Here is a 25,163-nt window from a genome sequence, read left to right as displayed (position 1 = left end):
TCATGTCCTGTCCGCGTCGAGGGCGAGGTACGCGTCCTCGAGTTCCGAGTCGACGCGGGCGAACTCGGCGACGAGCACTCCCGAGTCGACGACCGTGCGCAGGTGTCGCGCCGCGGCCTCCTCGTCGGGGAAGCGCAGGATGTCGGCCGACGAAACAGGCCGGCCCACCGCGCGTAGTCGCCACGATCGTTCGGTGGCGGGTGCCGACTCCCGCGTGCGCCCGTCCGTCATCACGAGCACGTCGTCCACCATCTCCGACAGTTCGGTGAGGATGTGGCTCGACACCAGCACTGCGCATCCGTTGTCGGCGAGCCGGCGGACCTCGTCGCGCAGTTCGACTCGCGAGCGCGGATCCATGCCGGACGCCGGCTCGTCGAGCAGCAGGATGCGCGGTCGGTGGACCAGAGCGCGGGCGAACCCGAGCCGCTGCTTCTGGCCGCGGGACAACTCGTGCGCGGGTCGGTCGGCGCGATCGTCGAGGTGGACCTGCTGCAGCAGTTCGGCGGCGCGGGCACGGGCGTCCTTCGACGACAGCCCGTGCAGCCGTCCGAACGTGGACAGGATCTCGGTCGCCGTGAGGCTGTCCCAGGTGCCGAAGACGTCCGGCATCCACCCCACGGCCCGCCGGAGTGCGACCGTCTCGACCGAAGACCCGTCCAGCTCGAGGGTCCCGGAGTCGGGAGCCAGGAGGCCGGCGAGCATCAGCAGCAGCGTCGTCTTTCCGGCGCCGTTGGGTCCGACCAGCCCGGTCGCCCTGCCGGGGGTCAGAGTGACGTCGGCGTGGGCGACTGCTGTGTGGCGTCCGAACGTGCGGGTGAGACCTCGGGCCGTCAGGGTCGTGCCGGGAACCGGTGACATGCCGTGGACCCTAACCGTCGGACGCGCGTGCTCAGCCACACTCTCGCGTCGAATTCCGCGGATCTGCAGAAAGCCTCGCGATCGGGTGGGTTCACACGCGCCGACCATGCGTGAGTGCCCTCAACTCGCTGCCGGAGGCGGGATCCCGTCGATCCGGTCGACCTGTGGATGCTGAGGCACGGCCGAGTGCAGGTTTTGCCACATTTTCGCGTCGAATGCTGCCGATCCGCAGAAAGCCTCGCGATCGGGTGGGTCCAGACGCGCGGACCACAGCCGGCCGACCACTCCGGGAACAAACTCGCACACCCCTCCGTTGAGCCGTACGACTGCCATTGAGCGTGGGTCACTCAAGTACGACTTGACGGAGCGAGAATCCGGCAGGCAGACTTGAGCGCAGTTCGCTCAGGCAGACGCTCGAACGATCACAGCAGCATCTATCAGGAGGTCTTCACATGGCTCGTGCGGTCGGAATCGACCTCGGGACCACCAACTCGGTCGTGTCCGTCCTGGAGGGCGGCGAACCGGTCGTGGTGGCCAACTCCGAGGGTGCACGCACCACCCCGTCCATCGTCGCGTTCGCCAAGAACGGAGAGGTTCTCGTCGGCCAGTCCGCGAAGAACCAGGCCGTCACGAACGTTGACCGGACCATTCGCTCCGTCAAGCGCCACATCGGCACTGACTGGACCGTCGGCATCGACGACAAGAAGTACACGTCGCAGGAGATCAGCGCGCGCACGCTCATGAAGCTCAAGCGTGACGCCGAGGCGTACCTGGGCGAAGAGATCACCGACGCGGTCATCACGGTGCCCGCGTACTTCGAGGACGCACAGCGTCAGGCCACGAAGGAAGCCGGCCAGATCGCCGGCCTCAACGTCCTGCGCATCGTCAACGAGCCCACCGCCGCCGCTCTGGCGTACGGCCTGGACAAGGGCGAGAAGGAACAGACCATTCTCGTGTTCGACCTCGGTGGCGGCACGTTCGACGTGTCCCTGCTCGAGATCGGCGACGGTGTCGTCGAGGTCCGCGCCACGTCCGGCGACAACCACCTCGGTGGCGACGACTGGGACGAGCGCATCGTCACCTGGCTCGTCGACAAGTTCAAGGCTCAGAACGGCATAGATCTGACCAAGGACAAGATGGCTCTCCAGCGCCTGCGTGAGGCTGCGGAGAAGGCCAAGATCGAGCTGTCCTCGAGTCAGAGCACGTCCATCAACCTGCCGTACATCACGGTGGACTCGGACAAGAACCCGCTCTTCCTCGACGAGCAGCTCAGCCGCTCCGAGTTCCAGAAGATCACCGCCGACCTGCTCGACCGCACCCGCGCGCCGTTCCAGGCCGTGGTCAAGGACTCGGGCATCGCGGTCAAGGACATCGACCACGTCGTGCTCGTCGGTGGCTCCACCCGTATGCCGGCAGTCTCCGAGCTGGTCAAGGAGCTCTCCGGTGGACGCGAGCCCAACAAGGGCGTCAACCCGGACGAGGTCGTGGCCGTCGGCGCCGCACTGCAGGCCGGTGTGCTCAAGGGTGAGGTCAAGGACGTTCTGCTCCTCGACGTCACGCCGCTGTCCCTCGGCATCGAGACCAAGGGTGGCGTGATGACCAAGCTCATCGAGCGCAACACCACCATCCCCACCAAGCGGTCCGAGACCTTCACCACGGCGGACGACAATCAGCCGTCGGTGCAGATCCAGGTCTTCCAGGGTGAGCGCGAGATCGCGTCGCACAACAAGCTTCTCGGCTCGTTCGAGCTGACGGAGCTGCCTCCCGCACCGCGCGGTGTGCCCCAGATCGAGGTCACGTTCGACATCGACGCCAACGGCATCGTGCACGTGACGGCGAAGGACAAGGGCACCGGCAAGGAGAACACGATCAAGATCCAGGAGGGCTCCGGCCTCTCCAAGGAGGAGATCGAGCGCATGGTCAAGGACGCCGAGGCTCACGCCGAGGAGGACAAGACCCGTCGCGAGGAGGCCGAGACCCGCAACCAGGCCGAGTCGCTCGTCTACCAGACGGAGAAGTTCGTCAAGGACAACGAGGACAAGGTTCCTGCGGAGACCAAGGAAAAGGTCGAGTCGGCCATCGCGGAGGCTCGCACTGCCTTGAACGGCACCGACATCGCCGCCATCAAGGCAGCGGTGGAGAAGCTGAGCACGGAGTCGCAGGCTCTGGGTCAGGCACTGTACGAGTCGGCAGCAGCCGACGGAGCAGGTGCCGACGGCGCAGCCCCGACCGACGGTAGCGACGATGTCGTCGACGCCGAGGTCGTGGACGAGCCGGTCGACACGGACAAGAAGTGAGTGCTGAGGACACCGGGAAGGTAGACGCACCCGACGTCGACCCCGCCGTGGAGGAGTCCCTCGCGGGCTCCGCCACGGCGCCCCAGCCCGGTGACGTGGAGGACGAAGCAGAGGTTCTCGAGGCAGAGATGTCCGAGGGTTCCGTGGATTCCGAGACTGCGCCCGAGAAGGACGAGCTGTCCGAGCGGACGGCCGACCTGCAGCGCCTCAGCGCCGAGTTCGCCAACTACCGGCGACGCGTCGCTCGGGACAAGCAGGTGGACATCGACAACGCCAAGGCGTCGGTGTTGGCCGAGTTGCTGGGTGTGCTCGACGATCTCGATCGGGCGCGCAAGCACGGTGACCTCGAGACGGGGCCGCTGAAGTCGGTGGCGGACAAGCTCGAATCCGTCATCACCGCACAGGGTCTCGTCGCCTTCGGTGACGAGGGCGACGCGTTCGACCCTGCGCTGCACGAGGCCGTGCAGCACGAGGGCGACGGCAACGATCCTGTCGTCGGCAGCGTGTTCCGCAAGGGGTACAAGGTGCGTGATCGAGTTCTGCGCACCGCCATGGTCGCCGTCGTCGACGGTTCGGGCGCCGACGCGGCATCCGACCAGGCATAGTTCGACCACAACGAAGATGTGATGTGAGAGGAGGAGGCGACCGGTGAGCCAACGGGAGTGGATAGAGAAGGACTTCTACAAGGAGCTGGGCGTCTCCTCCTCCGCGTCGCAGGACGAGATCAAGAAGGCGTACCGCAAGCTCGCGCGCGACAACCATCCGGACTCCAATCCGGGGGACGCGAAAGCGGAGGAGCGCTTCAAGGCGGTCAGCGAGGCCAATGCGGTGCTCTCCGACCCCGCGAAGCGCAAGGAGTACGACGAGGCCCGATCACTGTTCGCCAGTGGTGGTTTCGGACGCGGCGGATTCTCGCCGGGCGGCGGAACCAACTTCGGCGGCGGGGGTACGGCCGGCGGGTTCGACGTCGGTGACCTCTTCGGAGGTGCCGGTGGCGGAGCCGATCTCGGTGATCTGTTCGGCGGGTTGTTCAACCGTGGCGCGGCCGGTGGTCGTACCCAGGCCGCGTCGTCGCGTCCCCGGCGTGGGAGTGATCTCGCGGCCGAGGTGACGCTCGACTTCCGTGACGCGGCGGTGGGAACGTCTGTCCCGCTGTCCATCACGAGTCCGTCGTCCTGCACCACCTGTCACGGGAGCGGCGCGAAGCCCGGCACGAGCCCGCGGGTCTGCCCGCGGTGCAACGGTGCCGGTGTGGTCAGCCGTAACCAGGGCGCGTTCGGCTTCAGCGAGCCGTGCGACGACTGCCGGGGCACCGGCTCGATCATCGACGATCCTTGCACCGACTGCCGCGGCACCGGCGTGCAGAACCGCACCCGGTCGGTGACGGTGCGGGTTCCTGCCGGTGTCAGTGACGGGCAACGTGTCCGAGTGGCCGGCCGAGGCGAGGCCGGTCTGCGCGGCGCTGCCGCCGGCGATCTGCTGGTGACCGTGCACGTGAAGAGCGACGCCGTGTTCGGCCGCACGGGTGACGATCTCACCCTCACGGTTCCCGTCGCGTACAGCGAACTGGTGCTCGGCACGACGCTGTCGGTGCCGACGCTCGACGGCCGAGTCGGTCTGAAGGTTCCGGCGGGAACGGTCGACGGCCGCACCTTCCGGGTGAAGGGTCGCGGCATTCCCAAGAAGTCGAAGATCGGTGACCTGTTGGTCACGGTGAAGGTGGCCGTGCCGTCCGAATTGGACGACGCGGCACGCGATGCCCTCGAGGCCTACGCTGCGGCGGAGAAGGCGAGTGGTTTCGATCCCCGCTCCGGGTGGCCCGGAGCCTGACGGTTCTGATGCGAGAGGAGAGATGAGATGACTCGGACGCCCAGCGATCCGCAGGATGCGCGCGACGCAGGCGCGGACCCGGATGCCCGGATCTTCGTCATCTCCGTCGCCGCCGAGCTCGCCGGCATGCACGCCCAGACACTGCGCACCTACGACCGTCTAGGACTGGTGACGCCGTTCCGCACCACCGGCGGTGGGCGACGGTACTCTCCGCGCGACGTCGCGCTGCTTCGCGAGGTGCAGCGTCTCTCGCAGGACGAGGGCGTCAATCTGGCGGGTATCAAGCGCATCATCGAACTCACCAATCAGGTGGAGGCGCTGCAGGCCCGCGTCACCGAGATGGCGACCGAGCTGGCCAAGGTTCATGCCGGGTACCGACGCGATCTCGTTCCGGTGCAACGCAGTAACGCGCTCGTCGTGTGGACACCGCGCAACCCGAAGCAGACCTGACCGTCACCCCGTGCGGATGTTCTCCGCCGGGGTTCCCGTCGTCACCAGGGCACGCGTCGTGAAGCTCGACATCGCCGGTGATCCGCACACCAGCACGCGCTGCGACAGGTACGGCCCGCGCCGCGCCACCACCTCTCCGACGCGTCCGACGAGGTACTCGTGAGGTGCGAAGCCGGAGTCGGGTGCCGTCTGCAGCCGCACGGCCTCGGCGGCATCGAAGAACTCGTCGCGGTACGGCGGGTCCACGGGCTCGTCCACCACCGGGATCACCGTGAGCCATGGCGCTGATCGCGCCATCAGGGACAGCATGTCGGCGGCATAGAGATCGCGGGGGTGCCTGCCTCCCACGTAGAGCCGCACCCGCGGAGGTCGTGGCCGACGTGCCAGGCCCAGCAGCAGTGCGCGCATCGGTGCGAGACCCGTTCCGCCCGCGACCATCACGACGTCGTCGTCGGTGTCGTCGACACGGAGGTCGCCCGCCGGGTCGTCGAGAGTCCAGATGTCGCCCTCACGGGTCTCGCGGACGATGCTGCGACTGACCCAGCCTGCCGGTACCTCGCGAATGTGGAACTCGTACTTGCCGTCTCGCGACGGGGGTAGGGCGGGGGAGTACCGACGAGGCAGGTGCGGCGAGGTGGGCACCGTCACGGCGACGGACTGCCCCGCGGCGAACGGAACAAGTTCGCCGACGAGGCGGACGATCAGGAGATCACGGCGCAGCCGATGGCACTGCACCACTTGCGCTTCGACCACGGTCACCGGTCTTCGCGCATCACATCGTCGCCTGACCGATGTCCCGGTTGGAGATCATCTGGTTGGGCTCCTCGTCGCCGGTGCGTCCCAGCGCGGCGAGGAACGACCGCGCCCAGCGATCGACGTCGTGCGCGAGGACCTGCCGCCGCATCGCCCGGATGTGGCGTCGGCCCGATTCCGGCGTCTGCTCGATCGCGGCCATCATCGCGTCCTTGACGCTGTTCAGGTCGTGCGGGTTGCACTGGTACGCCTGGCGCAGTTCGGCTGCGGCGCCGGTGAACTCGCTGAGCACGAGGGAACCGCCCAGGTCGCTGCGGCACGCCACGTACTCCTTGGCGACGAGGTTCATGCCGTCGCGGATGGGCGTCACCAGCATGACGTCGGCGGCCACGTAGTAGGCGATGAGCTCCTCGCGCGGAATGGGGCGGTGCAGGTAGTGCACCACCGGATGCCCGACGCGGCTGAACTCGCCGTTGATGCGCCCGACCATGCCCTCGATCTCACCGCGCATCTGCTTGTAGCTCTCGACGCGCTCGCGGCTCGGTGTGGCCAGCTGGATCATCACGACGTCCTCGGGATCCACCCGGCCCTCGGTCAGCAGTTCCAGGAACGCCTCGAGACGGACGTCGATGCCCTTGGTGTAGTCGAGTCGGTCGACGCCCAACATGATCGTCTTCGGATTGCCCAGCTCTTCGCGCATCTCTCGTGCACGATCGCGCACCGGCTTGCGCCGCGACTTCTCGTCGAGATCGCCCGAGTCGATGGAGATGGGGAAGGCGCCCACGCGCACGGACCGGAAACCCACCTGCACCACACCGAGTTTGGAGCGGACTCCGATGTTGCCGCGCGAGGTCGGCTGGCCGGCGAGACGCCGTGCGAGGTAGAGGAAGTTCTGCGCGCCACCGGGCAGATGGAAGCCGATGAGATCCGCGCCCAGCAGACCCTCGACGATCTCGGTGCGCCACGGCATCTGCATGAACAGCTCGACGGGCGGGAACGGGATGTGCAGGAAGAAGCCGATCGTCAGATCGGGGCGCAGCATGCGCAGCATCTTCGGGACCAGCTGGAGTTGGTAGTCCTGGATCCACACGGTGGCGTTCTCGGCGGCCGCCTTGGACGTGGCCTCGGCGAAGCGTCGGTTCACCTCGACGTAGGCGTCCCACCAGCTCCGGTCGTAGACGGGCCGGACGATGACGTCGTGGTAGAGCGGCCACAGGGTGGCATTGGAGAAGCCCTCGTAGTAGTCGGCGACCTCCTGCTGCGAGAGCGGGACCGGGACCAGCTCGAGGCCGTCGTCCTCGAACGGGTCGACGTCGACGTCGGGGACACCGGCCCATCCGACCCAGGCGCCGTTGTTGCTCCGCAGGATCGGCTCGAGCGCGGTGACGAGACCACCGGGGCTGCGCTTCCAGACTCGGGAACCGTCGGGCGCCGTGTCGAGGTCGACAGGCAACCTGTTGGCGACGACGACGAAGTCCGAACCTGATGCGGTCACTGCTGATCCTCTGTCTCGACGTCGGGGCGCGCGGTGAGGCCGGCAGCCTGCCGCGACGGTGTCAGCACGTGCTTACCCCACTCGCCGAACGCCAATCGGAGTGCGGGAGCGAGCGGCGCTCAGGCGCGGACGGGCGGGTTGATCCCCAGCATGGACAGCAGCATGCGGCACTCGTCGGCGTCTGTTGCGTAGGCGGCGACGACGCGACGTGCCATGCGGGCGGTCTCGTCGGACAGGGTCTCGATCTCTTCGTCGGCGATGTCGGTCTCGGCGGGCTCGGTGGCCATGCGGGTCTCCTGGGGTCGAACGATGTGGTGGTGCAGCCCGGTGGGGCGCACTCGCGTACCTGAACTCTACGAGTTCGCGCTCGTTCCCGGCAAAACCGGACGCGCACCGTGACCGGTAGCGTCTGCCCCGAACAGCTGTCGTATCGGAAGAAGGACATCCGCCATGCCCATCGGCACCATCAACGGCATCCGCCTCAACTACACCGTGACGGGCAAGGGTCCGCTCGTCGTGATGGTCATGGGGACGGGCAGCCCCGGCCGGGTGTGGCAGCTGCATCAGGTGCCGGCGCTCACGGCCGCGGGATTCCGAGTGTGCACCTTCGACAACCGCGGCATCGCCCCGACCGACGAGTGCGCGGGCGGCATGACGATGGACGATCTGGTCGCGGACACCGCGGCGCTCATCGAGTACCTGCGGTCCGGCCCCGACGAGAAGGCAGCCGTCGTGGGCACGTCGATGGGTGCGCGCGTGGCGCAGGAACTGGCCTTGACCAGGCCCGACCTGGTGTCGCGAGCGATCTTCGCGGCCGGTCACGCCCGGCTCGACGAGTTCCAGAAGGTGCTCGGCGCCGGCGAGCGCGAGCTGGCTGACAGCTCGGCGACGCTGCCGCCGAAGTACGCGGCCGCGGTGACGGCGGCCCTGAACCTCTCTCCCGCGTCGCTCGCCGACCCCGCGAAGGCACGGGACTGGCTCGACCTGTTCGAGTTCTCCGTGCAGCCGCTGACCCCGGGCCAGCGTGCCCAGCTCTCTCTGGACGAGTCGTTCGACCGCCGGTCCGCGTACCGCGACATCACGGTGCCGTGCCTGGCCATGGGCTTCGCCGACGACCGGATGATTCCCGCCTACCTCTCGCGCGAGGTGGCCGACCTGGTTCCGGGCGGTCGCTACGTCGAGATCGCCGACGCGGGGCACTACGGATACCTGGAGAAGCCCGACGAGGTCAATCAAGCGATTCTCACGTTCCTCCGCGAGTAACGCCGGGCGAGCGTTAGGTTAGCCTACGTTCATGTCTCGGGGATCTGTCGTCACCACCGCTGTGCTGCCGTTGACCGCTGCTCAGACGGAGGTCTGGACCGCGCAGCACCTGCTGGGTGACCGCACCGACTTCGTCATCTCGCTGCTCGTCGAGATCACCGGCCCGCTCGACCTCGACCGTGCGTGTGACGTCATCCGGTCGGTCATCGCCGACGCGGACGCGCTGCACGTGCGATTCGACTTCTCCGGTCCCGAGCCCGTGCAGTACCGCAGTGACGACGAGTGGTCGGTCGGGGTCGTCGACCTACGCGCGGCTGCCGACCCGATGGCCGAGGCGAAGGCCTGGATCGCGCGCGACATCGCGTCGGCGGACACCAGCGGCGCCCGCGATCTCTTCGCGACGGCGCTTCTCCGCCTCGGGGACGAGCACGTGCTCTGGCACCAGAGGTATCACCACGGCATCGTCGACGGCTTCGGCATGTCGATCATCTTCAACGAGGTCCGCGCGCGCTATGCGGATCCTGATCGGGGAGTCGCACCCGCGGGCAGGCCGGATGCCGCTCGTCCCACCGTATCCGCGTGGGCTCTCGAGCCGCTGGTGGTGGCCGATGCGGAGTACCGCGCGTCCGAGGGTTTCCGTCGCGACCGCGACTACTGGCTCGACCAGATGGCCGACGCCCCCGAGCCGCCGGTGCTGCTGCCCGACGTGCCCGACACGGGGTCCGCGGTCACCGAGCGGGTCTCAGTGCCGATCGACCGCCTCACCCCGCTGTACGACGTCGCCGAGACGGAGGACATCCGACGCACCCGCCTCGCGCCGGCGGTGTGGATCGCGTACCTGTCCGCGGTCACCGGCCGTCACGATCTCGTCGTCTCACTGCCGTCGACCGCCCGCGTGGGCCGTCGTGCGCGGACGACGCCGTTCATGGCGTCGACCATCCTTCCCGTGCGACTGCGACTCTCGCCGTCGATGACGGTGGCCGACGTCGCGCGGGAACTGCAGCGGGCATCGATCGGCGCGGTCCGGCACGGGCGCTTCCGCGGGGAGGACATCGCTCGGGAGCTGCGGGACTCCGGCGACCGCATGGTGCACGGGCCGGGCATCAACGTCCTCATGGTGGAGCACGGCATCGACATCGGCGGTTCGCCGGCGCACATGCACAGCCTCCAGACCGGACCGGTGCGCGATCTCGACGTCACCGTCACCGGCGGCCGGGACGACGAGCCGCTGGTCTTCGACCTGCGCTCGCGCCCCGGTGCGCACGACGCGCTGATCGGCCACCGGGACCGCTTCGAGTGGGTGCTCGATCAGGTTCTCGCGCAGCCGGATCGGACACTGTCCTCCCTGTCGACGATGTCGGAGCCCGATCTCGATCGCCTACTGCACACCTTCAACGACACCGCGGAACCGTCCGTGTCGACGTCGGTGCCCGCTCTGTTCGCGGCGCAGGTCGCCGCCACCCCCGATGCGGTGGCCGTGGTACTGGGCGAGCGGACGCTCACCTTCACCGAGCTCTCGCAGCGGGTGCACCAGCTCGCTCATGCACTTCTCGACGCGGGCCTGCCCCGCGAGGGTGTCGTGGCCGTGTCGATGCCGCGCTCGATCGAGATGGTCGTGGGAGTGCTGGCCGCGATGGTCGCGGGCGGTGCGTTCGTCCCGCTCGATCCGGACTGGCCGGCGGATCGCCGCGAGCGGGTGCAGCAGGATGCGGACACCCGCGTCGTTCTCACCGGTGCGGGCCACGAGAAGGGCCGGTGGACGGTCGATCTCGACGACTGGAAGTTCGGGGACAGGCCGACGTCCGCACCGGACATCGTGGTGCACGGCTCGCAGCTCGCCTACGTCATCTTCACCTCCGGCAGTACCGGGACGCCCAAGGGTGCCATGATCCGCCACGAGGCCATCTGTGCCCGCATGGTGTGGCAGCGCGATCGGGTGCTCGGTTTCGGACCGGGCGACGCGTCGTTGTTCAAGGCGCCGTTGTCCTTCGACATCTCGGTGAACGAGATCCTGCTCCCGTTGCTGTCGGGTGGCACCCTCGTGATCGCCGAACCGGGGGGCGAGCGGGACGGTCTGTATCTCCTGGATGTCATCTCGCGGCGCCACGTCACCTTCGTGTACCTGGTGTCGTCCATGCTCGACGCGCTGCTGGCCCTCGACACGGACGGATCGTTGTCCGGCCTGCGGCACGTGTGGTGCGGCGGTGAGGTGCTCACTCCGGAGTTGTTCGCGCGCTTCCGCTCTCGACTCGGCACCACGTTGTACCACGGGTACGGGCCCGCGGAGGCCACCATCGGTGTGTCCCATGTGATCTACACGGGCGACGCTCCTCGCATCGCCACGTCGATCGGCCGCCCCAACCCGAACACGCGCCTCTACGTGCTCGATTCGTTGCTGCGCCCGGTGCCGGTCGGCGTCGGGGGAGAGCTCTACGCGGGCGGGTTCCTCCTCGGTCGTGGCTACGTGGGCGCACCGGACATGACCGCGTCGCGTTTCGTGGCCGATCCGTTCGGCCCCGCCGGCGCCCGGCTGTACCGCACCGGCGACCGCGCACGTTGGGCGGAGGACGGCACCCTCGACTTCCTCGGCCGGGTGGACAACCAGGTCAAGATCCGCGGCATGCGCCTCGAGCTCGAGGAGGTGGAAGCCGCGCTCGGCTCGTGCCCCGGTGTGCGACGCGCCGCCGTCGACGTGCGCCGAACCGGCGCGGGCGCGGCGTTTCTCGCCGCCTGGATCGTGCCGGACGGCGCCGCGCTGACACCCGAGGTGCTGCGCACGCACTGTGCACGCGTCCTCCCCGAGTACATGGTGCCGTCCACCTACGTGGTGCTCGATGCCTTCCCCACCACCGCGAACGGCAAGGTCGATCGGCGGGCTCTGCCCGATCCGGAGCAGGTGCGCGGCGACGCCGTGGCCCCGCGGACCGAGCGGGAGCGCGTGCTGTGCGAGGTGATGGCGTCGGCGCTCGGTGTGGAGAATGTGGGTGTCACGGACGACTTCTTCGCCCTGGGCGGCGACAGCATCGTGGCGATCACGGTGGTCGCGCAGGCCCGCGAACGAGGGCTGGCGATCGGCCCGCGCGACGTCTTCACCCTGCGTACCGCCGAGGCGATCGCCGGCGCGGCTCCGGCGGAACTGGTGACCGTCGACGACGATCCTGTCGGCGAGGTGGTGGCCACGCCCATCGTCGCGCGGACACTCGAGCACGGCGGCATCGGCGCCGCGTTCCACCAGACCGCCTCCGTGGCATTGCCTCCGGGCACCGACCCTGTACTCGTGTGTGCGGCCGTCGAGCTCGTCGTCGCCCACCACCCGGCGCTGCGTGCCGTGTGGAGCGAGGGTCTGACCGTGCCGGCCGACACCGTGTCCCCCGAGTTCGGCACGGGTTCCGTCGCGGACACCGTGGCCCGCCTCGATCCGATGCGGCCGGGCGGCATGGTGGCCGTGTCTCTCGAGGCCGACACGCTGATTCTGTCGGTGCACCATCTCGTCGTCGACGGGGTGTCGTGGCGCATCCTGCTCGGGGATCTACTGACGGCACTGGGTGCGCTGATCGAGGGCCGCACGCCCACGCTGCCACCGGTCACCACGTCGATCCGCCGCTGGGCGAGCCTGATCGCCGATGCTGCGGACGCCGGCCACTTCGACCACGAACTACCCTGGTGGCGTGAGGTTCTGACGACCTCGAGCGACACTGTCGGTGCTCGCACACTCACCGCGGCCGATCGACTGTCGGCGACGCACACGGTCACCACCCCCGCCGACGTCACGGCGGCTCTGCTGACCGACGTCGCCACCGCCTACCGCACCGGGCCCACCGAGGTGCTCCTCGCAGCACTCGCCCGCACCCTCGCGTCGTGGGACGGGTACTCGGCGCCGTGGGTGGTCGTGGACGTGGAGGGACACGGCCGCGACGTCGAGGTCGTCGAGGCCCCCGCGGTCGATCTGACGCGCACCGTCGGGTGGTTCACGACCGTCCGTCCCGTCGCGCTACCGACCGGTCCGGACCCGGACGCCGATGTCCTGCTGCAGATTCGGGACTCGCTGCGCTCGGCACCTGCGTCGGGCGTCGGATACGGCGCACTGCGGTACCTGCGCCGCGAGCCCGCCCTGGCGGAGGCCGCGGCGCCGAGCGTCCTGCTCAACTACCTCGGCCGCAGTACCGACGTGGGGGTGTCCGTCACCGGGGGCTCCGATCCTGATCAGCCTGCGGCGCACGCGCTGACGATCGACGTGATCGAGACCGGGGGACAGCTCGTCTCGACCCTGCGCTGGGTGCCGGGTGTGGTGGACGACAGCATCGTGGATGCGTGGACCGCCGCACTCGACCGCGTCGCCGGATCTGCGTCGAGCGCTCGCCGAACCCCCGCCGACTTCCCGCTCGCCGCTCTCGGCGCGGACGACGTCGCGGCGCTCCCGGACGACGTCGAGGACGTCCTGCCCCTCACCGCGGTGCAGGACGGCATCTACTTCCACAGCACCTTCGGGGACGCGGGTAGGCCGGAGGCCGGTCGTCGTGCGGACCCGTACGTCGTGGGGCAGGTGGTCGAGATCAGTGGCCCGGTCGACAGTGCCGTGCTCCGCACCGCGCTCGAGCACGTGGTGGCTCGACACGCATCGCTGCGCACCAGCTTCCGACCCCTCGCCGACGGGCGCGTGGTCCAGGTGGTGCACCGCACCGTCGATGTCCCGTTCACCGTGTCCGACAGCACCGTCGACGAGGTGCTGGCCGAGCACGCCGGTGCCGGCATGGATCTGGGCACCGCTCCGCTGGTGCGCTACACCCTCGTCCGCCACGACGAGACCCGCTCGTCCCTCGTGCAGTCGATCCACCACATCGTCGCGGACGGATGGTCGATCCCGATCATGCTGCGCGAGATGCTCGCTCACTACGGGGACACTCCGGCTCTTCCGGCGGTCACCGCGCCCGCGGCGTGGGTCCGCCACCTCGCCGAGCGCGACATCGACGCGTCGGCACGGGTCTGGCGCGCCGCACTCGCGGGTGTCCGCGAGTCGGTACCCGTCCCGGCGTTCGGCGCCGCCGGCAGCGGTACCGCATCCGTGCGGGTCGACCTCTCCTCCGACGTCACCGCCGTGGTGTCGGGACGTGCGCGCGATGCCGCGGTGACGCAGGGTTCCCTGCTGCACGGGGCCTGGGGTCTCGCGCTCGCACGCGCCACCGGTCGACGTGACGTCGTGTTCGGGTCGACGGTGTCCGGACGGTCGGCACCGGTCGCGGGTATCGAGTCCATGGTGGGGCTCTTCATCGACACCATCCCGGCACGATGGAGACTGCGAGCGGACGACACCGTCGCCTCCGCGGTACAGCGCTGGCAGCAGGAGCAGGCCGATCTGCTCGATCACCACCATGTAGGCGTGCCGACTCTGCGTCGTGTCGCGGGCGTGGACTCGTTGTTCGACTCGCTGGTCGTGGTGGAGAACTACCCGTTGGGCGACACCGCCATCGCCGATCCGTCCGGCACCATCGCGTTGACGGGCATTCGGGTGGAGGAGAACTCGCCGTACCCGTTGACGCTCATGGTGATCCCCGGCGATCGGTTGACGCTGGAGCTGAAGTACGACGCGGCGCTGGTCTCGGCAGCGACGGCGCAGTCGATGCTGGACACCGTCGTCGCGGTCGCGACCGCACCGGCCGACACCCTGGTGTCCGCGGTGACGGCGACGGACCGTCCGGCGGTCGTCGACCCGCCCTCGTCCGACAGTTCGACCACCCTGGTGGATCTCCTCGAGGTGCAGCGCCGGACCACCCCGAACGGCGTCGCCCTCGTCCACGGCGAGGAGTCCCTCACCTACGCCGAGCTGCACTCGCGCGCCGAGCGGGTCGCCGCCGGCCTTCGCGAGCGTGGCGCCGGTCCGGGATCGGTGGTGGCGGTGGCGCTTCCGCGCTCGATCGATCTGGTGGTCGCACTGCTCGCGGTCGTCCGGTCGGGCGCGGCGTACCTGCCGCTCGATCCGGGGTACCCGGCCGAGCGTCTGGCCTTCATGATCGAGGACGCGCATCCCGCCGCGGTGATCGGCGGCGATCTCGCACCGTTCGAGGCCGAGCCGACGGCAGCACCCGGGCCCGCCCCAGCCGACGCCGCGTACGTCATCTACACCTCGGGATCGACCGGCCGTCCCAAGGGAGTGGTGGTGCCGCACAGCGCCATCGTGCCCCGCCTCGAGTGGATGCGCGATCACACTCCGCTCGCCGTGGGCACCCGAGTGCTGCAGAAGACGCCCTCCAGTTTCGACGTCTCGGTCAGCGAGTTCTTCGGACCGCTGGTGTCCGGAGCGACGCTCGTGCTCGCGGACCCGGATGCGCACCGCGACACCGCCCGTCTCGTCGAGGTGATCCGCGCGCAGCAGATCACCTGGGTGCACTTCGTCCCCTCGATGCTCGACGCGTTCCTCACCGATCCGGACGTCGCGACGTGCACGTCGCTGCGCGTGATCGTCTGCAGCGGGGAGGCACTGTCCGCAGAGTCCGCGCGCCGCGTCGGCGATCTGCTTCCACACGTGCGCCTGGACAACCTCTACGGCCCTACCGAGGCGGCCGTCGACGTCACCGCCGCGCAGGGCGTGCAGAACCACCCCGGCGACGCGGTGCCCATCGGATCTGCGATGCCCGCCGTCGGGTTCCGCGTACTCGACGGGTGGCTGTCGCCGGTGGGACCGGACGTGCCGGGCGAGCTGTACCTGGCGGGTCCGCAGCTGGCGCGCGGGTATCTTCGCCGCCCCGGTCTCACCTCCACCAGGTTCGTCGCCGGGCCGGACGGGGAGAGGCTCTACCGCACCGGCGACATCGTGCGGTGGCGCGACGGGGCGCTGGACTACCTCGGTCGCGCCGACACCCAGGTCAAAGTGCGGGGCTTCCGTATCGAGCTCGGTGAGATCGACGCGGCGCTGCGCTCGCATCCGTCCGTCGACCGGGCCGCCACGGTGGTGCGCACCGACCGCGGGACCGCGCAGATCGCCGCCTTCGTGGTGGGGTCGGTGGACGAGGCCGCACTGCGGTCGTACCTGGCCGACCGTCTGCCCGAGCACATGGTGCCGACGACGCTGGCCGTGGTGGCTGATCTGCCGACCGGGCCCAGTGGCAAGCTCGACCGGGCAGCGCTGCTGGCCGCCCTACGTTCGGACACTCCGACCACCACGGAGACGGAGTCGGGTCCGGTCGCGCTGCTGTGCACCCACTTCCACACCGTTCTCGGTGGAGCGGCGGTCGGTGAGGACGACGACTTCTTCGCCCGCGGCGGCGACAGCATCCTGGCCATCCGGCTCGTGAACCTGGCGCGGGGCAGCGGTCTCGAGATCAGCGCCCGCGACGTCTTCGAGAAGCGCACTCCGCGTGCGCTCGCGGAGGTCGCACGGGTCGAGTCTCCGCAGGCCGCCACGGTTGCGGAGTCCGGTGTCGGGGAGGTGCGCCCGCTCCCCGTGGTGCACCGGCTGTCCGAGTGGTCCGGTAGCAACGATCGGTTCAACCAGTCACTGCTGCTGGTGGTTCCGGCTCCGGTCGAGGAGACCACGCCGCAGCGCACCGTCGATGCGCTGGTCCAACATCACGACAGCCTGCGCCTCGTCCTGACCCGTCACCTCCGCGGTGTCTGGACCACCGCGGTGCGCCCCGAGGCCTCGGTCACCGTGCACCGCGTCCACGCGGTCGATCTCGACGAGTCTGCGTTCGCCGACCTCGTCGCGCGCGAATCCGATGCCGCCACCGACCGTCTGGCTCCCGAGGCCGGCGCCGTGCTCGAGGTCGTGTGGTTCGACCGTGGCTCCGAGCCCGGCCGGCTGCTGCTCGTCGCGCATCACCTCGTCGTCGACGGGGTCTCGTGGGGCATCCTCGTCGAGGACCTCGCACTGGCGTGGATCGCGCACGACAGCGGCCAGACCCCGACGTTGGACCGAGTGCGGACCTCACTGCGGGAGTACGGGCGCCTGCTCGACGAGAGTGCCCACAGCCCCGCTCGTCTCGCGGAACTGGACCACTGGACCGCCGTCACCGCGCCGGGCGGCGCGCTCACACCGGCAGACACCGACCACGCCGTGGTCGGTCAGGGCGACGTCCGCACCGTCGACGTGTCGTCCGAGGTCACTGCCGAGGTGCTCGGCAGTGTGCCCGCTCTCGTGCGCGGCGATGTGACCGACGTCGTCGCCGCAGCGCTCCGGCTCGCCCTCACCCGGTGGTCTGTCGACCGCGACGTACTGGTCGACCTCGAGCGCCACGGTCGGTCGGACGCGGCGGATCTCTCGCGCACCACGGGGTGGTTCACGTCCATCGCTCCGGTCCGGCTGCGGCCGGGAACCGATCCCGTCGCGGTGCTCGCGGAGACGAAGGAGGCCCTGCGTGCGGCGCCCGACGGTGGCCTCGGATACGGGCTCCTGCGCTACGGGAATGCCCGCACCGCAGCCCTTCTCGCGCGCGGTGAGCAGTCGCAGATCCTGCTGAACTACCTGGGCCGGGTGCCGGCCGCCGGGTCGGCCCCGTTCGACAGGGCTCCGGAGACCGTGCGTACCGATCCCGATGCCGACATGGGCGGTCCCTACCGTCTGGTGATCAACGCGCACGTGACGGACGGTGCACAGCCGACTCTCTCGGCCCAGTTCGCCTGGTCGTCCGCGCACCTGTCGTCCGAGGCGGTCACCTCGCTCACCGGCGAGTTCCGCACGGCGCTCGGAGATCTCGCGGAGGCCGCCCGCACACACGACGGGCCGCCGATCCTCACGCCGTCGGACGTCCCTCTCGTCGACCTCACTCCCGACGAGCTGACGGCGCTGACCGCACAGGGATCCGTCGAGACCGTGTGGCCGTTGACTCCTCTGCAGGAGGGGCTGGTCTTCGAGAGTCTGTCCGCGGGGGAGCGCGACATCTACACGGCGCAGTTCGCGCTGGACTTCGATCACCGCCTCGATCTCGATCGGCTGCGTAATGCCGTCGCCGGGCTGCAGCGCCGCCACCCACAGCTGCGCGCAGGGTTCACGCAGACGGCCGCCGGTGTGCCGGTGCAGGTCGTGTCGTCGTCGTGCGAGGTGCCCGTCCGCGAGGCACACGCCGGAGACGACGACGAGGCCGAGCGGTGGATGCAGGAGGACCGCGACACCCCGTTCGACCTGTCGACACCACCGCTGTGGCGGGTGCTCGTGCTGCATCTCGACGGTGGGCGCGATCGGTTGGTGATCAACCGGCAGTTCCTCGTCTGGGACGGCTGGTCCAACGGTGTGGTGGTGGGAGAGTTGCTCGCCCGCTACGAGAATCCGGGGCTGCCCGCGCCGGCGGACACCGCGTTCGAGCGGTACCTGACGTGGCTCGCGGAACGCGACCGCGTCGTGGCCCGCACCGCGTGGGCGACGGCGATGGCCGGTCTCGACGAGCCGACGCTGGTGGCGCACCGCGCCGCGCCGCCGGTCGGTATCCCGTTGCGCCGACGCGACGAGCTCGATGCGTCGACGACGGCCGCGCTCGTCGCCGCCACCCGTCAGCGCGGTGTCACGCTCAACGCCGTGGTCACGGCCGCTCTGGCACTGGCGATCTCGTCGGCCACCGGCCGCACCGACGTGGTCTTCGGCATCACGGTCGCGGGCCGACCGCCCGAGGTCGAGGGACTCGACACCGCACCAGGGATGTTCCTGTCGACGGTGCCCGTCCGTACCGTGCTCGATCCCCGCGAGAGCGTCGACGCCCTGGTCCGCCGTGTCCAGGGCGACCGCGTGGAGGCGATGGAGTTCGATCACCTCGGTCTCGCCGAGATCATCGAGGTGTCGCCGCACCGCACTCTGTTCGACACGCTCTGCGTGGTGCAGAACTTCGTCTCCGAGGACTCGGCGGCGTCCCTGAACGCGGCGCACGGTGTCGCGGGCACCGACAGCATCGACCACACGAACTATCCGCTCACCGTCGTCGTCACGCCGGGCGCTCGGATCGCCGTGACGGTCGAGTACCGGCCGGAGGCGATCGACGTCGAGCGCGTCGACCTGATCGCGGACGAGTTCACCCGCCTGGTGGCCGGGTTCGCGACCGAGGGGTCGCGTTCGGTTCTGCCGGCGCTGCCACGCCTCGACCGACAGGTCGACGAGGTTCCCGATCTCACCGTGACCGAGATGCTGCTCCGCACAGCACAGAAGGATCCCGACGCAATCGCACTCGTCGCCGGGTCCGAGCACCTCACCTACGCCGGGTTGGCCGGCCGGGTGGAAGGTCTGGCGCGCGTCCTGCTGGGCCGCGGTGCGGGACCGGAGACCGTGGTGGCTCTCGCATTGCCTCGCGGTCTCGACATGGTGGTCGCGCTGTTCGCCGTGTTGCGCACCGGCGCGGCCTATCTGCCCCTCGAACTCGATCATCCCGATGCTCGCATCCATGCTCTGCTCGACGACGCTCGTCCGCTGTGCACCGTGACCACGGATGCGGTCGGTCGCCGACTGAGCGGACGTGACGGCATCGTCGTGCTCGAGCCACTCCGCGACGAGTCACCGCTCACCGCAGCCGAACTGGGGGTGTTCGCGCCCGGAACGCCGCATCGGCTCGATCACCCGGCCTACGTCATCTACACGTCCGGGTCGACCGGGACGCCCAAGGGCGTCGTCACGCCGTACCGCGGACTGACCAACATGCAGCTGAACCACCGGTCCGCGATCTTCGACCCGGTGGTGGATGCGGCACACGGTCGGACACTGCGGATCGCGCACACGGTGTCGTTCGCGTTCGACATGTCGTGGGAAGAACTCCTGTGGCTCGTCGAGGGTCACGAGGTGCACGTCGCCGACGAGGTGCTGCGCCGCGACGCCAATGCCCTGGTCCGTTACATCGACGAGGAGCGCATCGACGTCATCAATGTGACCCCCACGTACGCATCCCTCCTCCTCGAGACAGGTCTGCTCGACGGGCATCGACCGGCGCTCGTCCTGCTGGGCGGTGAAGCCGTCGGCGACGACGTGTGGTCCGCACTGCGATCCACCGACGGCGTGCTCGGCTACAACCTGTACGGCCCCACGGAGTACACGATCAACACTCTCGGCGCGGGTACCGACGAGAGCGAGACGCCGACGGTCGGGTTGCCGATCCGCGCCACCGAGGCGCACGTGCTGGACGGCTGGTTGCGGCCCGTACCGGACGGCGTGGCCGGCGAGTTGTACATCGCCGGAGCCGGACTCGCCCGTGGCTACGCGGGACGGTTCGGCCTCACGGCGGACCGCTTCGTCGCCGATCCCTTCGGGACGGGGGAGCGCATGTACCGCACGGGTGACCTCGTGCGTCGCCGCGTCGGAACGGGACTGATCGACTACCTCGGCCGCACCGACGATCAGGTCAAGATCCGCGGTCACCGGGTGGAACTCGGTGAGGTCGCCTCGGTCGTGTCGTCGGTGGCCGGCGTGCGCCGCGCCGCGGTCGTCACCTCGACGGGGCCGGGCGGGCTGGCCCGGTTGATCGCCTACGTCGACACCGACGCGGATGCCGAATCGGTACGGGCGGCCTGCGCCGTGGTCCTGCCGGACTACATGGTGCCCACCGTCGTGCTCGTCTCGTCTTTCCCGATGACCGTCAACGGCAAGCTCGACGTCGCCGCACTGCCGGCGCCGGACGAGAGTGCCGTCGACGCTGTGCCGCCGCGGACCGAGGTCGAACGCGTGCTGTGCAACGTGTTCGACGACGTGCTCGGCCGCCGCGGCACCGGGATCCACGACGACTTCTTCGATCTCGGTGGCCATTCACTTCTGGCGACTCGCGTCGTCGGCCGTGCACGGACCGCGCTCGGCACCGAGCTGAGTGTGCGCGATCTGTTCGCCGCGCCGACCGTGGCGGGTCTCGCCGCGCTAGTCGGATCGCGAGGCGATGACGCGCGGCCGGCTCTGCGTCGGTACGACCGGCCGGATGTCGTGCCCATGTCGGCTGCGCAGCAACGGCTCTGGCTTCTGCATCAGCTGGATCCGGACTCGGCCGCCTACAACTTTCCGATCGTCCTGCCGCTCCCCGAGCAGGTGGACGAGGATGCGTTCCGGCTCGCCCTCGCCGACGTCGTCGAACGGCACGAGTCGCTCCGCACCGTCTTCGGCGATGCGGACGGCGTTCTGGCGCAACATGTCCTGACGACAGCGTCACCGGAGTTGTTCGTTCACGAAGGCGATGCCGCCGCCGTGGTCGCCGAGATGACGGCGCGGCCGTTCGATCTGCGCCGGGAGATCCCGATCCGTGCGGCGCTGATCCGGAACGAGGACACCTCGTGCGTCGTCGTGCTCGTCCTGCACCACATCACGACCGACGAGTGGTCGGACCGGCCACTGCTGGCCGACCTGATGGCGGCCTACTCGGCGCGACTGTCCGGTGACACGGATGCCCGCCCTCCGCTGCCCGTGCAGTACGCGGACTACACGCTGTGGCAGGCCGACCTGCTCGGCGACGCCGCAGATCCGGAGTCGCTCGCGGGGCGTCAGCTCGCCTACTGGCAGTCCGCCCTGGCCGGCGCTCCCGACGAGATCGAACTCGCGACCGACCGACCGCGTCCGCCGCGGCCGAGTCATCGCGGATCGGTGGTGCGTCGCACCGTCGATCCCGAGACCGTGCGCGCCCTGCGGACACTCGCGCGGAGTCTCGACGCGAGTGTCTTCATGACCCTGCACGCGGCGTCTGCGGTGCTGCTGCACCGGATCACCGGGTCCGACGACATCGTGCTCGGCGCCCCGGTGGCCGGGCGCGGTGAGGAGGGGCTCGACCAGCTCGTCGGGTTCTTCGTCAACACGCTGGTTCTGCGCACCGCGGTCGACGGCCGCTCCACGCTGCAGCGGGCGGTGGAGGAGGCGCGCAGCGTCGACCTCGAGGCCTTCGCGCACGCGGATGTGCCGTTCGACGCGGTGGTCGCGCGGGTCGCTCCCGAGCGCAGCATGTCGCGGAACCCGCTGTTCCAGGTCATGATCAGCCATCACACCGGTCCGCTCGGCGACGGTGACGCGGCGCTGATGACACCGGCGAAGTTCGACCTGGTGTTCAACTACACCGAGGATCTCACCTCGGACCGCCTGGTGCTCGAGCTCGAGTACGCCGAGGATCTGTTCGACGCGTCGACCGCCGAGGCCGTCACAGCACGTCAGCTCGCAGTGCTCGACGCACTGGCGACCGACGCCACGGCGGTGGTCGACGACGTCGACATCTTCCTGCCCACCGAGCGCGACGACGTCCTCCGGCGCTTCAACGACACCGCCCGCGCGGTGCCCGAGGAGTCGCTGTTCGAGTCGTACCTGCGGTGGGTCGAGACCACTCCGGACGCGATCGCTGTGGTCGACGAGATCACGACGTGGACATACGCGGATCTGCACGAGCACGTCCTCGACATCGCCGCGGAGTTGCAGCGGCGCGGTGTCGGCCCCGAGGCCGTGGTCGCGGTCGCGGTGCCGCGGTCGGTGTGGACCATCGCGGCGACCATGGGGGTCCTCGCGGTGGGCGCGGCGTATCTCCCGCTCGACCTGAAGCACCCTGCGGACCGGCTCGAGTACATGGTCACCGATTCCGGGGCGACCCTCGCCCTGACGTCGGCCGCGGCCACCGCGCAGGTGCCGTCCGCGGCCGAACACGTCCTCGTGGAGGACATCCCGCCGTCGACCGGTGTCGAGCTCGCGCGACCGGCCTCGCTCGAACTCGCGGCGTACGTCATCTACACGTCCGGTTCGACCGGCCGCCCCAAGGGTGTCGTGGTGCCGCACGAGGGCATCTCGTCACTCGTGGCCACGGCGGAGGACCGCATGCGACTCACCACCGGATCGGTGGTCCTGCAGTTCGCGTCGGTAGGCTTCGACGTCGCGGTCTTCGAACTCGCCATGGCCCTGTGCACGGGATCGCGACTGGTGATCGTGCCCGACGATGCGCGTGTGGCGGGTCCCGAGCTCACCGACTTCTGCGCCGAGCACGGGGTGACCCACGCGATCATCCCGCCGTCGCTCATGGCGGCGCTCCCGCCGGGATGCGCACTGCCCGAGGGGTGCACCGTGCTCGTCGGTACCGAGACGGTGCCGCCCGCGGTGATCTCCGCCTGGTCCGAGCATCTGAACCTGCTCGCGGCGTACGGACTGACCGAGGCGACGGTCAACAACACTCTGTGGCAGGCTCGTCCGGGCTGGACGTCCTCCGTGCCCATCGGCGTACCCGATCCCAACGAGCGGGCGTACGTGCTCGACGATCGGCTGCGGCCCGTCCCGGTCGGGGTGTCGGGGGAGCTGTACATCGCCGGCCGCGGGTTGGCGCGCGGGTACCTCGGGCAGCCGGGGCTCAGTGCCCACCGATTCGTGCCCGATGTCGCCGCTCCCAGCGGCAGGATGTACCGCACCGGCGACCGGGCACGCTGGCGTGCCGACGGCAATCTCGACTTCCTGGGGCGCGTCGACGACCAGATCAAGGTGCGGGGGTTCCGGATCGAGCCGGGCGAGATCATGGCCGCGATGGCGTCGTTCGACGGTGTCGATCAGACCGCCGTCGTCGTGCACGAGTCGTCCGAGGTGAGCCGACTCGTCGGATACGTCACCGGGCGTGACGATCTCACGGGGGCCGCGGTGCGGACGCACGCGGCGACGGTGCTGCCGGACTACATGGTGCCCACTCTCGTCGTGGTGGTCGACGGGACGTTGCCGTTGACACCCAACGGCAAGTTGGACCGAGCTGCGTTGCCGCAGCCGGAGTGGTCGTCGGTGGTCGGCGGCCGCGCTCCCACCACGGACGTCGAGCGTGCGCTGGTGCGCAGTGCCGCAGCGGTTCTGGGCCTGGACGAGCTGGGGACGGACGACGACTTCTTCGCTCTCGGCGGTCATTCGATGGCCGCGATGCAGTGGGTGTCGGCCGTCCGCGCCGAACTCGACGTCGACATCTCGGTGCGCGACGTCTTCGAGGCGTCGACCGTCCGCGCCTTGGCGGAGCGACTCGCCGATCGCGGTGGACACGAGGGACCGCACCTGACCGCGCACCCGGACAGGCCGGATGTCGTGCCGCTGAGTCCGATGCAGGAGACCAGGCTGCAGAACGGGCACGTGGTGCAGGCCGACCACGCTCTGGTTCTCGAGCTGCCCGACGTGGACGCGGCGGTGCTCGCCGCCGCGGTCCGCGATGTCGCAGAGCGGCACGAACCGCTGCACTCGGTTCTGGTGCCGGGCGAGGGGTCCGCCCTCGGCGACCCGGTGGCGCTCGAGACCGTCGACGTCGGGGCAGACGACATTCGCCGCCGCGCCTACGAGATCGCACAGGAACCCCTGGATCTCACGCAGCGACCGGGTCTGCGAATCATGCTCTTACAGAACGATTCCAGGGAAAGAATAGTTCTCCTGGTCATGCACTACTGGGCCGTCGACGAGTGGTCGGTCGTCCCGTTGCTCACCGATCTGATGCACGCTGCGCAGGCGCGCTCCGGTGCCGGGGCGCCGGAGTTCACGCCGCTACCGCTGCGGTACGGCGACGTCGCGCGCTGGGCCGTCGCCCGACGGGATGCCGACGACTCGGCGATCACATCGTGGCGCGAGACCCTGGACGGTGTGCCGAGTCGGGTGAGTCTTCCGATCGCGCTGGGGGAGTCGGGGTCCGACGCCGTCGCGATCGACATCGATGTCGACGTGGTGCGAGCGCTGCGCACCATCGAGGGTGCGGGTCTCGTGTCGGTTCTGCATGCTGCCTTCGCGCTCGCTCTCACCGACCTCGGTGCGGGTGAGGACCTGGCGATCGCCACGATGGTCGCCGGCCGCGACGACGAGAGCACGCACGCCATGGTGGGTGCGTTCGCCGACGTCGTGCCGATCCGCACGCGAACAGGATCCGATCTGGCGACGGTGGCTCGTCGGGTGCAGGCGGAGACCGTCGCGGCGCTGAGCCGTTCCGGTCCTTCCTATGTCGACATCGTCGAGGGCGCCGGCGTGCCGGAGATGCACCGTCCGCAGTTCCTGGTGGTGCACCACCACGTCGCAGATCTCGGCGACGCCGGCGCGGCACTCCTGCCGATACCCGTCGGTCGACCGTGGGCCGACCTGACGCTGAGTGTCCACGAGAGCGAATCGGACCACGACGCTGCACTTTTCGCGCAGCTGCAGTTCGCTGCGGGTGCCGATCGCGGGACGATCGGTCGGTTCGTGGAACGGCTCACTCTGCACCTGCGATCGGTCGTCGAGGGCTAGTGGACCAGCAAAGGCTAGGCTAAGCTGACCGACGGTCCCGACGTCCACGCGACGATCCGATCCGGGACGGAACGGGTGG

Annotated in this window: 10 protein-coding genes; 6 read left to right on the top strand and 4 right to left on the bottom strand. The window is 69.6% G+C overall.

The window, feature by feature from the left end; genetic code table 11:
• Entirely contained in the window at window positions 1–858 is an 858-nt protein-coding gene (locus BR07_RS0119935; RefSeq protein WP_037186932.1) for an ABC transporter ATP-binding protein, read from the bottom strand.
• A 452-nt stretch (window positions 859–1,310) separates the two neighbouring features.
• Here BR07_RS0119935 and dnaK point away from each other — a divergent pair, with 452 nt between their 5' ends.
• The 4 genes from dnaK to BR07_RS0119915 are packed head-to-tail and all read left to right on the top strand — an operon-like array spanning window position 1,311 to window position 5,435.
• Window positions 1,311–3,155 (top strand): molecular chaperone DnaK, encoded by a 1,845-nt coding sequence (gene dnaK, locus BR07_RS0119930; protein WP_027506927.1) that lies wholly within the window; start codon window positions 1,311–1,313, stop codon window positions 3,153–3,155.
• Window positions 3,152–3,760 (top strand): nucleotide exchange factor GrpE, encoded by a 609-nt coding sequence (gene grpE, locus BR07_RS25655; RefSeq protein ID WP_051613622.1) that lies wholly within the window; start codon window positions 3,152–3,154, stop codon window positions 3,758–3,760. Before dnaK ends, grpE begins: the two co-directional genes overlap by 4 nt.
• A 43-nt stretch (window positions 3,761–3,803) precedes the next feature.
• Window positions 3,804–4,985: a molecular chaperone DnaJ gene (gene dnaJ / locus BR07_RS0119920; RefSeq protein ID WP_027506926.1), complete on the top strand. Its 1,182-nt coding sequence runs from the start codon at window positions 3,804–3,806 to the stop codon at window positions 4,983–4,985.
• 27 nt (window positions 4,986–5,012) lie between these two features.
• Window positions 5,013–5,435, top strand: a complete 423-nt coding sequence (locus tag BR07_RS0119915) for a heat shock protein transcriptional repressor HspR (protein ID WP_027506925.1) — start codon at window positions 5,013–5,015, stop codon at window positions 5,433–5,435.
• Between the two features lie 3 nt (window positions 5,436–5,438).
• Here BR07_RS0119915 and BR07_RS0119910 read toward each other — a convergent pair whose 3' ends face one another.
• From BR07_RS0119910 to BR07_RS25650, 3 genes are all read right to left on the bottom strand, one after another.
• Window positions 5,439–6,194: an FAD-binding oxidoreductase gene (locus tag BR07_RS0119910; RefSeq protein WP_027506924.1), complete on the bottom strand. Its 756-nt coding sequence runs from the start codon at window positions 6,192–6,194 to the stop codon at window positions 5,439–5,441.
• 13 nt (window positions 6,195–6,207) lie between these two features.
• Entirely contained in the window at window positions 6,208–7,683 is a 1,476-nt protein-coding gene (locus BR07_RS0119905) for an alpha,alpha-trehalose-phosphate synthase (UDP-forming) (protein WP_027506923.1), read from the bottom strand.
• Between the two features lie 119 nt (window positions 7,684–7,802).
• Window positions 7,803–8,021 carry a hypothetical protein gene (locus BR07_RS25650; protein WP_037186929.1) on the bottom strand — a complete coding sequence of 73 codons (219 nt, stop codon included), beginning with the start codon at window positions 8,019–8,021 and terminating at the stop codon, window positions 7,803–7,805.
• Window positions 8,022–8,133: 112 nt separating this feature from the next.
• Between BR07_RS25650 and BR07_RS0119890 the strand changes: the two genes are divergently transcribed.
• A complete protein-coding gene (locus BR07_RS0119890; protein WP_027506922.1) occupies window positions 8,134–8,946 on the top strand; it encodes an alpha/beta fold hydrolase in 813 nt (270 codons plus the stop codon).
• A 31-nt stretch (window positions 8,947–8,977) separates the two neighbouring features.
• The gene (locus tag BR07_RS25645; protein ID WP_037186926.1) at window positions 8,978–25,084 is read left to right on the top strand and encodes a non-ribosomal peptide synthetase; all 16,107 of its coding nucleotides are present in this window, start codon (window positions 8,978–8,980) and stop codon (window positions 25,082–25,084) included.
• Window positions 25,085–25,163: the final 79 nt, after the last annotated feature.

It is taken from the genome of Rhodococcus sp. UNC23MFCrub1.1 (genome assembly GCF_000686025.1).
Taxonomy (GTDB): Bacteria; Actinomycetota; Actinomycetes; order Mycobacteriales; family Mycobacteriaceae; genus Rhodococcoides.
The sequence above is the reverse complement of the archived record's forward strand: the minus strand, read 5'-3'. Positions and strand labels throughout refer to the sequence as shown.

Coding starts and splice junctions, on each gene's coding strand:
- BR07_RS0119890 (WP_027506922.1), top strand. CDS start 8,134: ATGCCCATCGGCACCATCAACGGCATCCGCCTCAACTACACCGTGACG.
- BR07_RS0119935 (WP_037186932.1), bottom strand. CDS start 858: ATGTCACCGGTTCCCGGCACGACCCTGACGGCCCGAGGTCTCACCCGC.
- BR07_RS0119915 (WP_027506925.1), top strand. CDS start 5,013: ATGACTCGGACGCCCAGCGATCCGCAGGATGCGCGCGACGCAGGCGCG.
- BR07_RS25645 (WP_037186926.1), top strand. CDS start 8,978: ATGTCTCGGGGATCTGTCGTCACCACCGCTGTGCTGCCGTTGACCGCT.
- dnaK (WP_027506927.1), top strand. CDS start 1,311: ATGGCTCGTGCGGTCGGAATCGACCTCGGGACCACCAACTCGGTCGTG.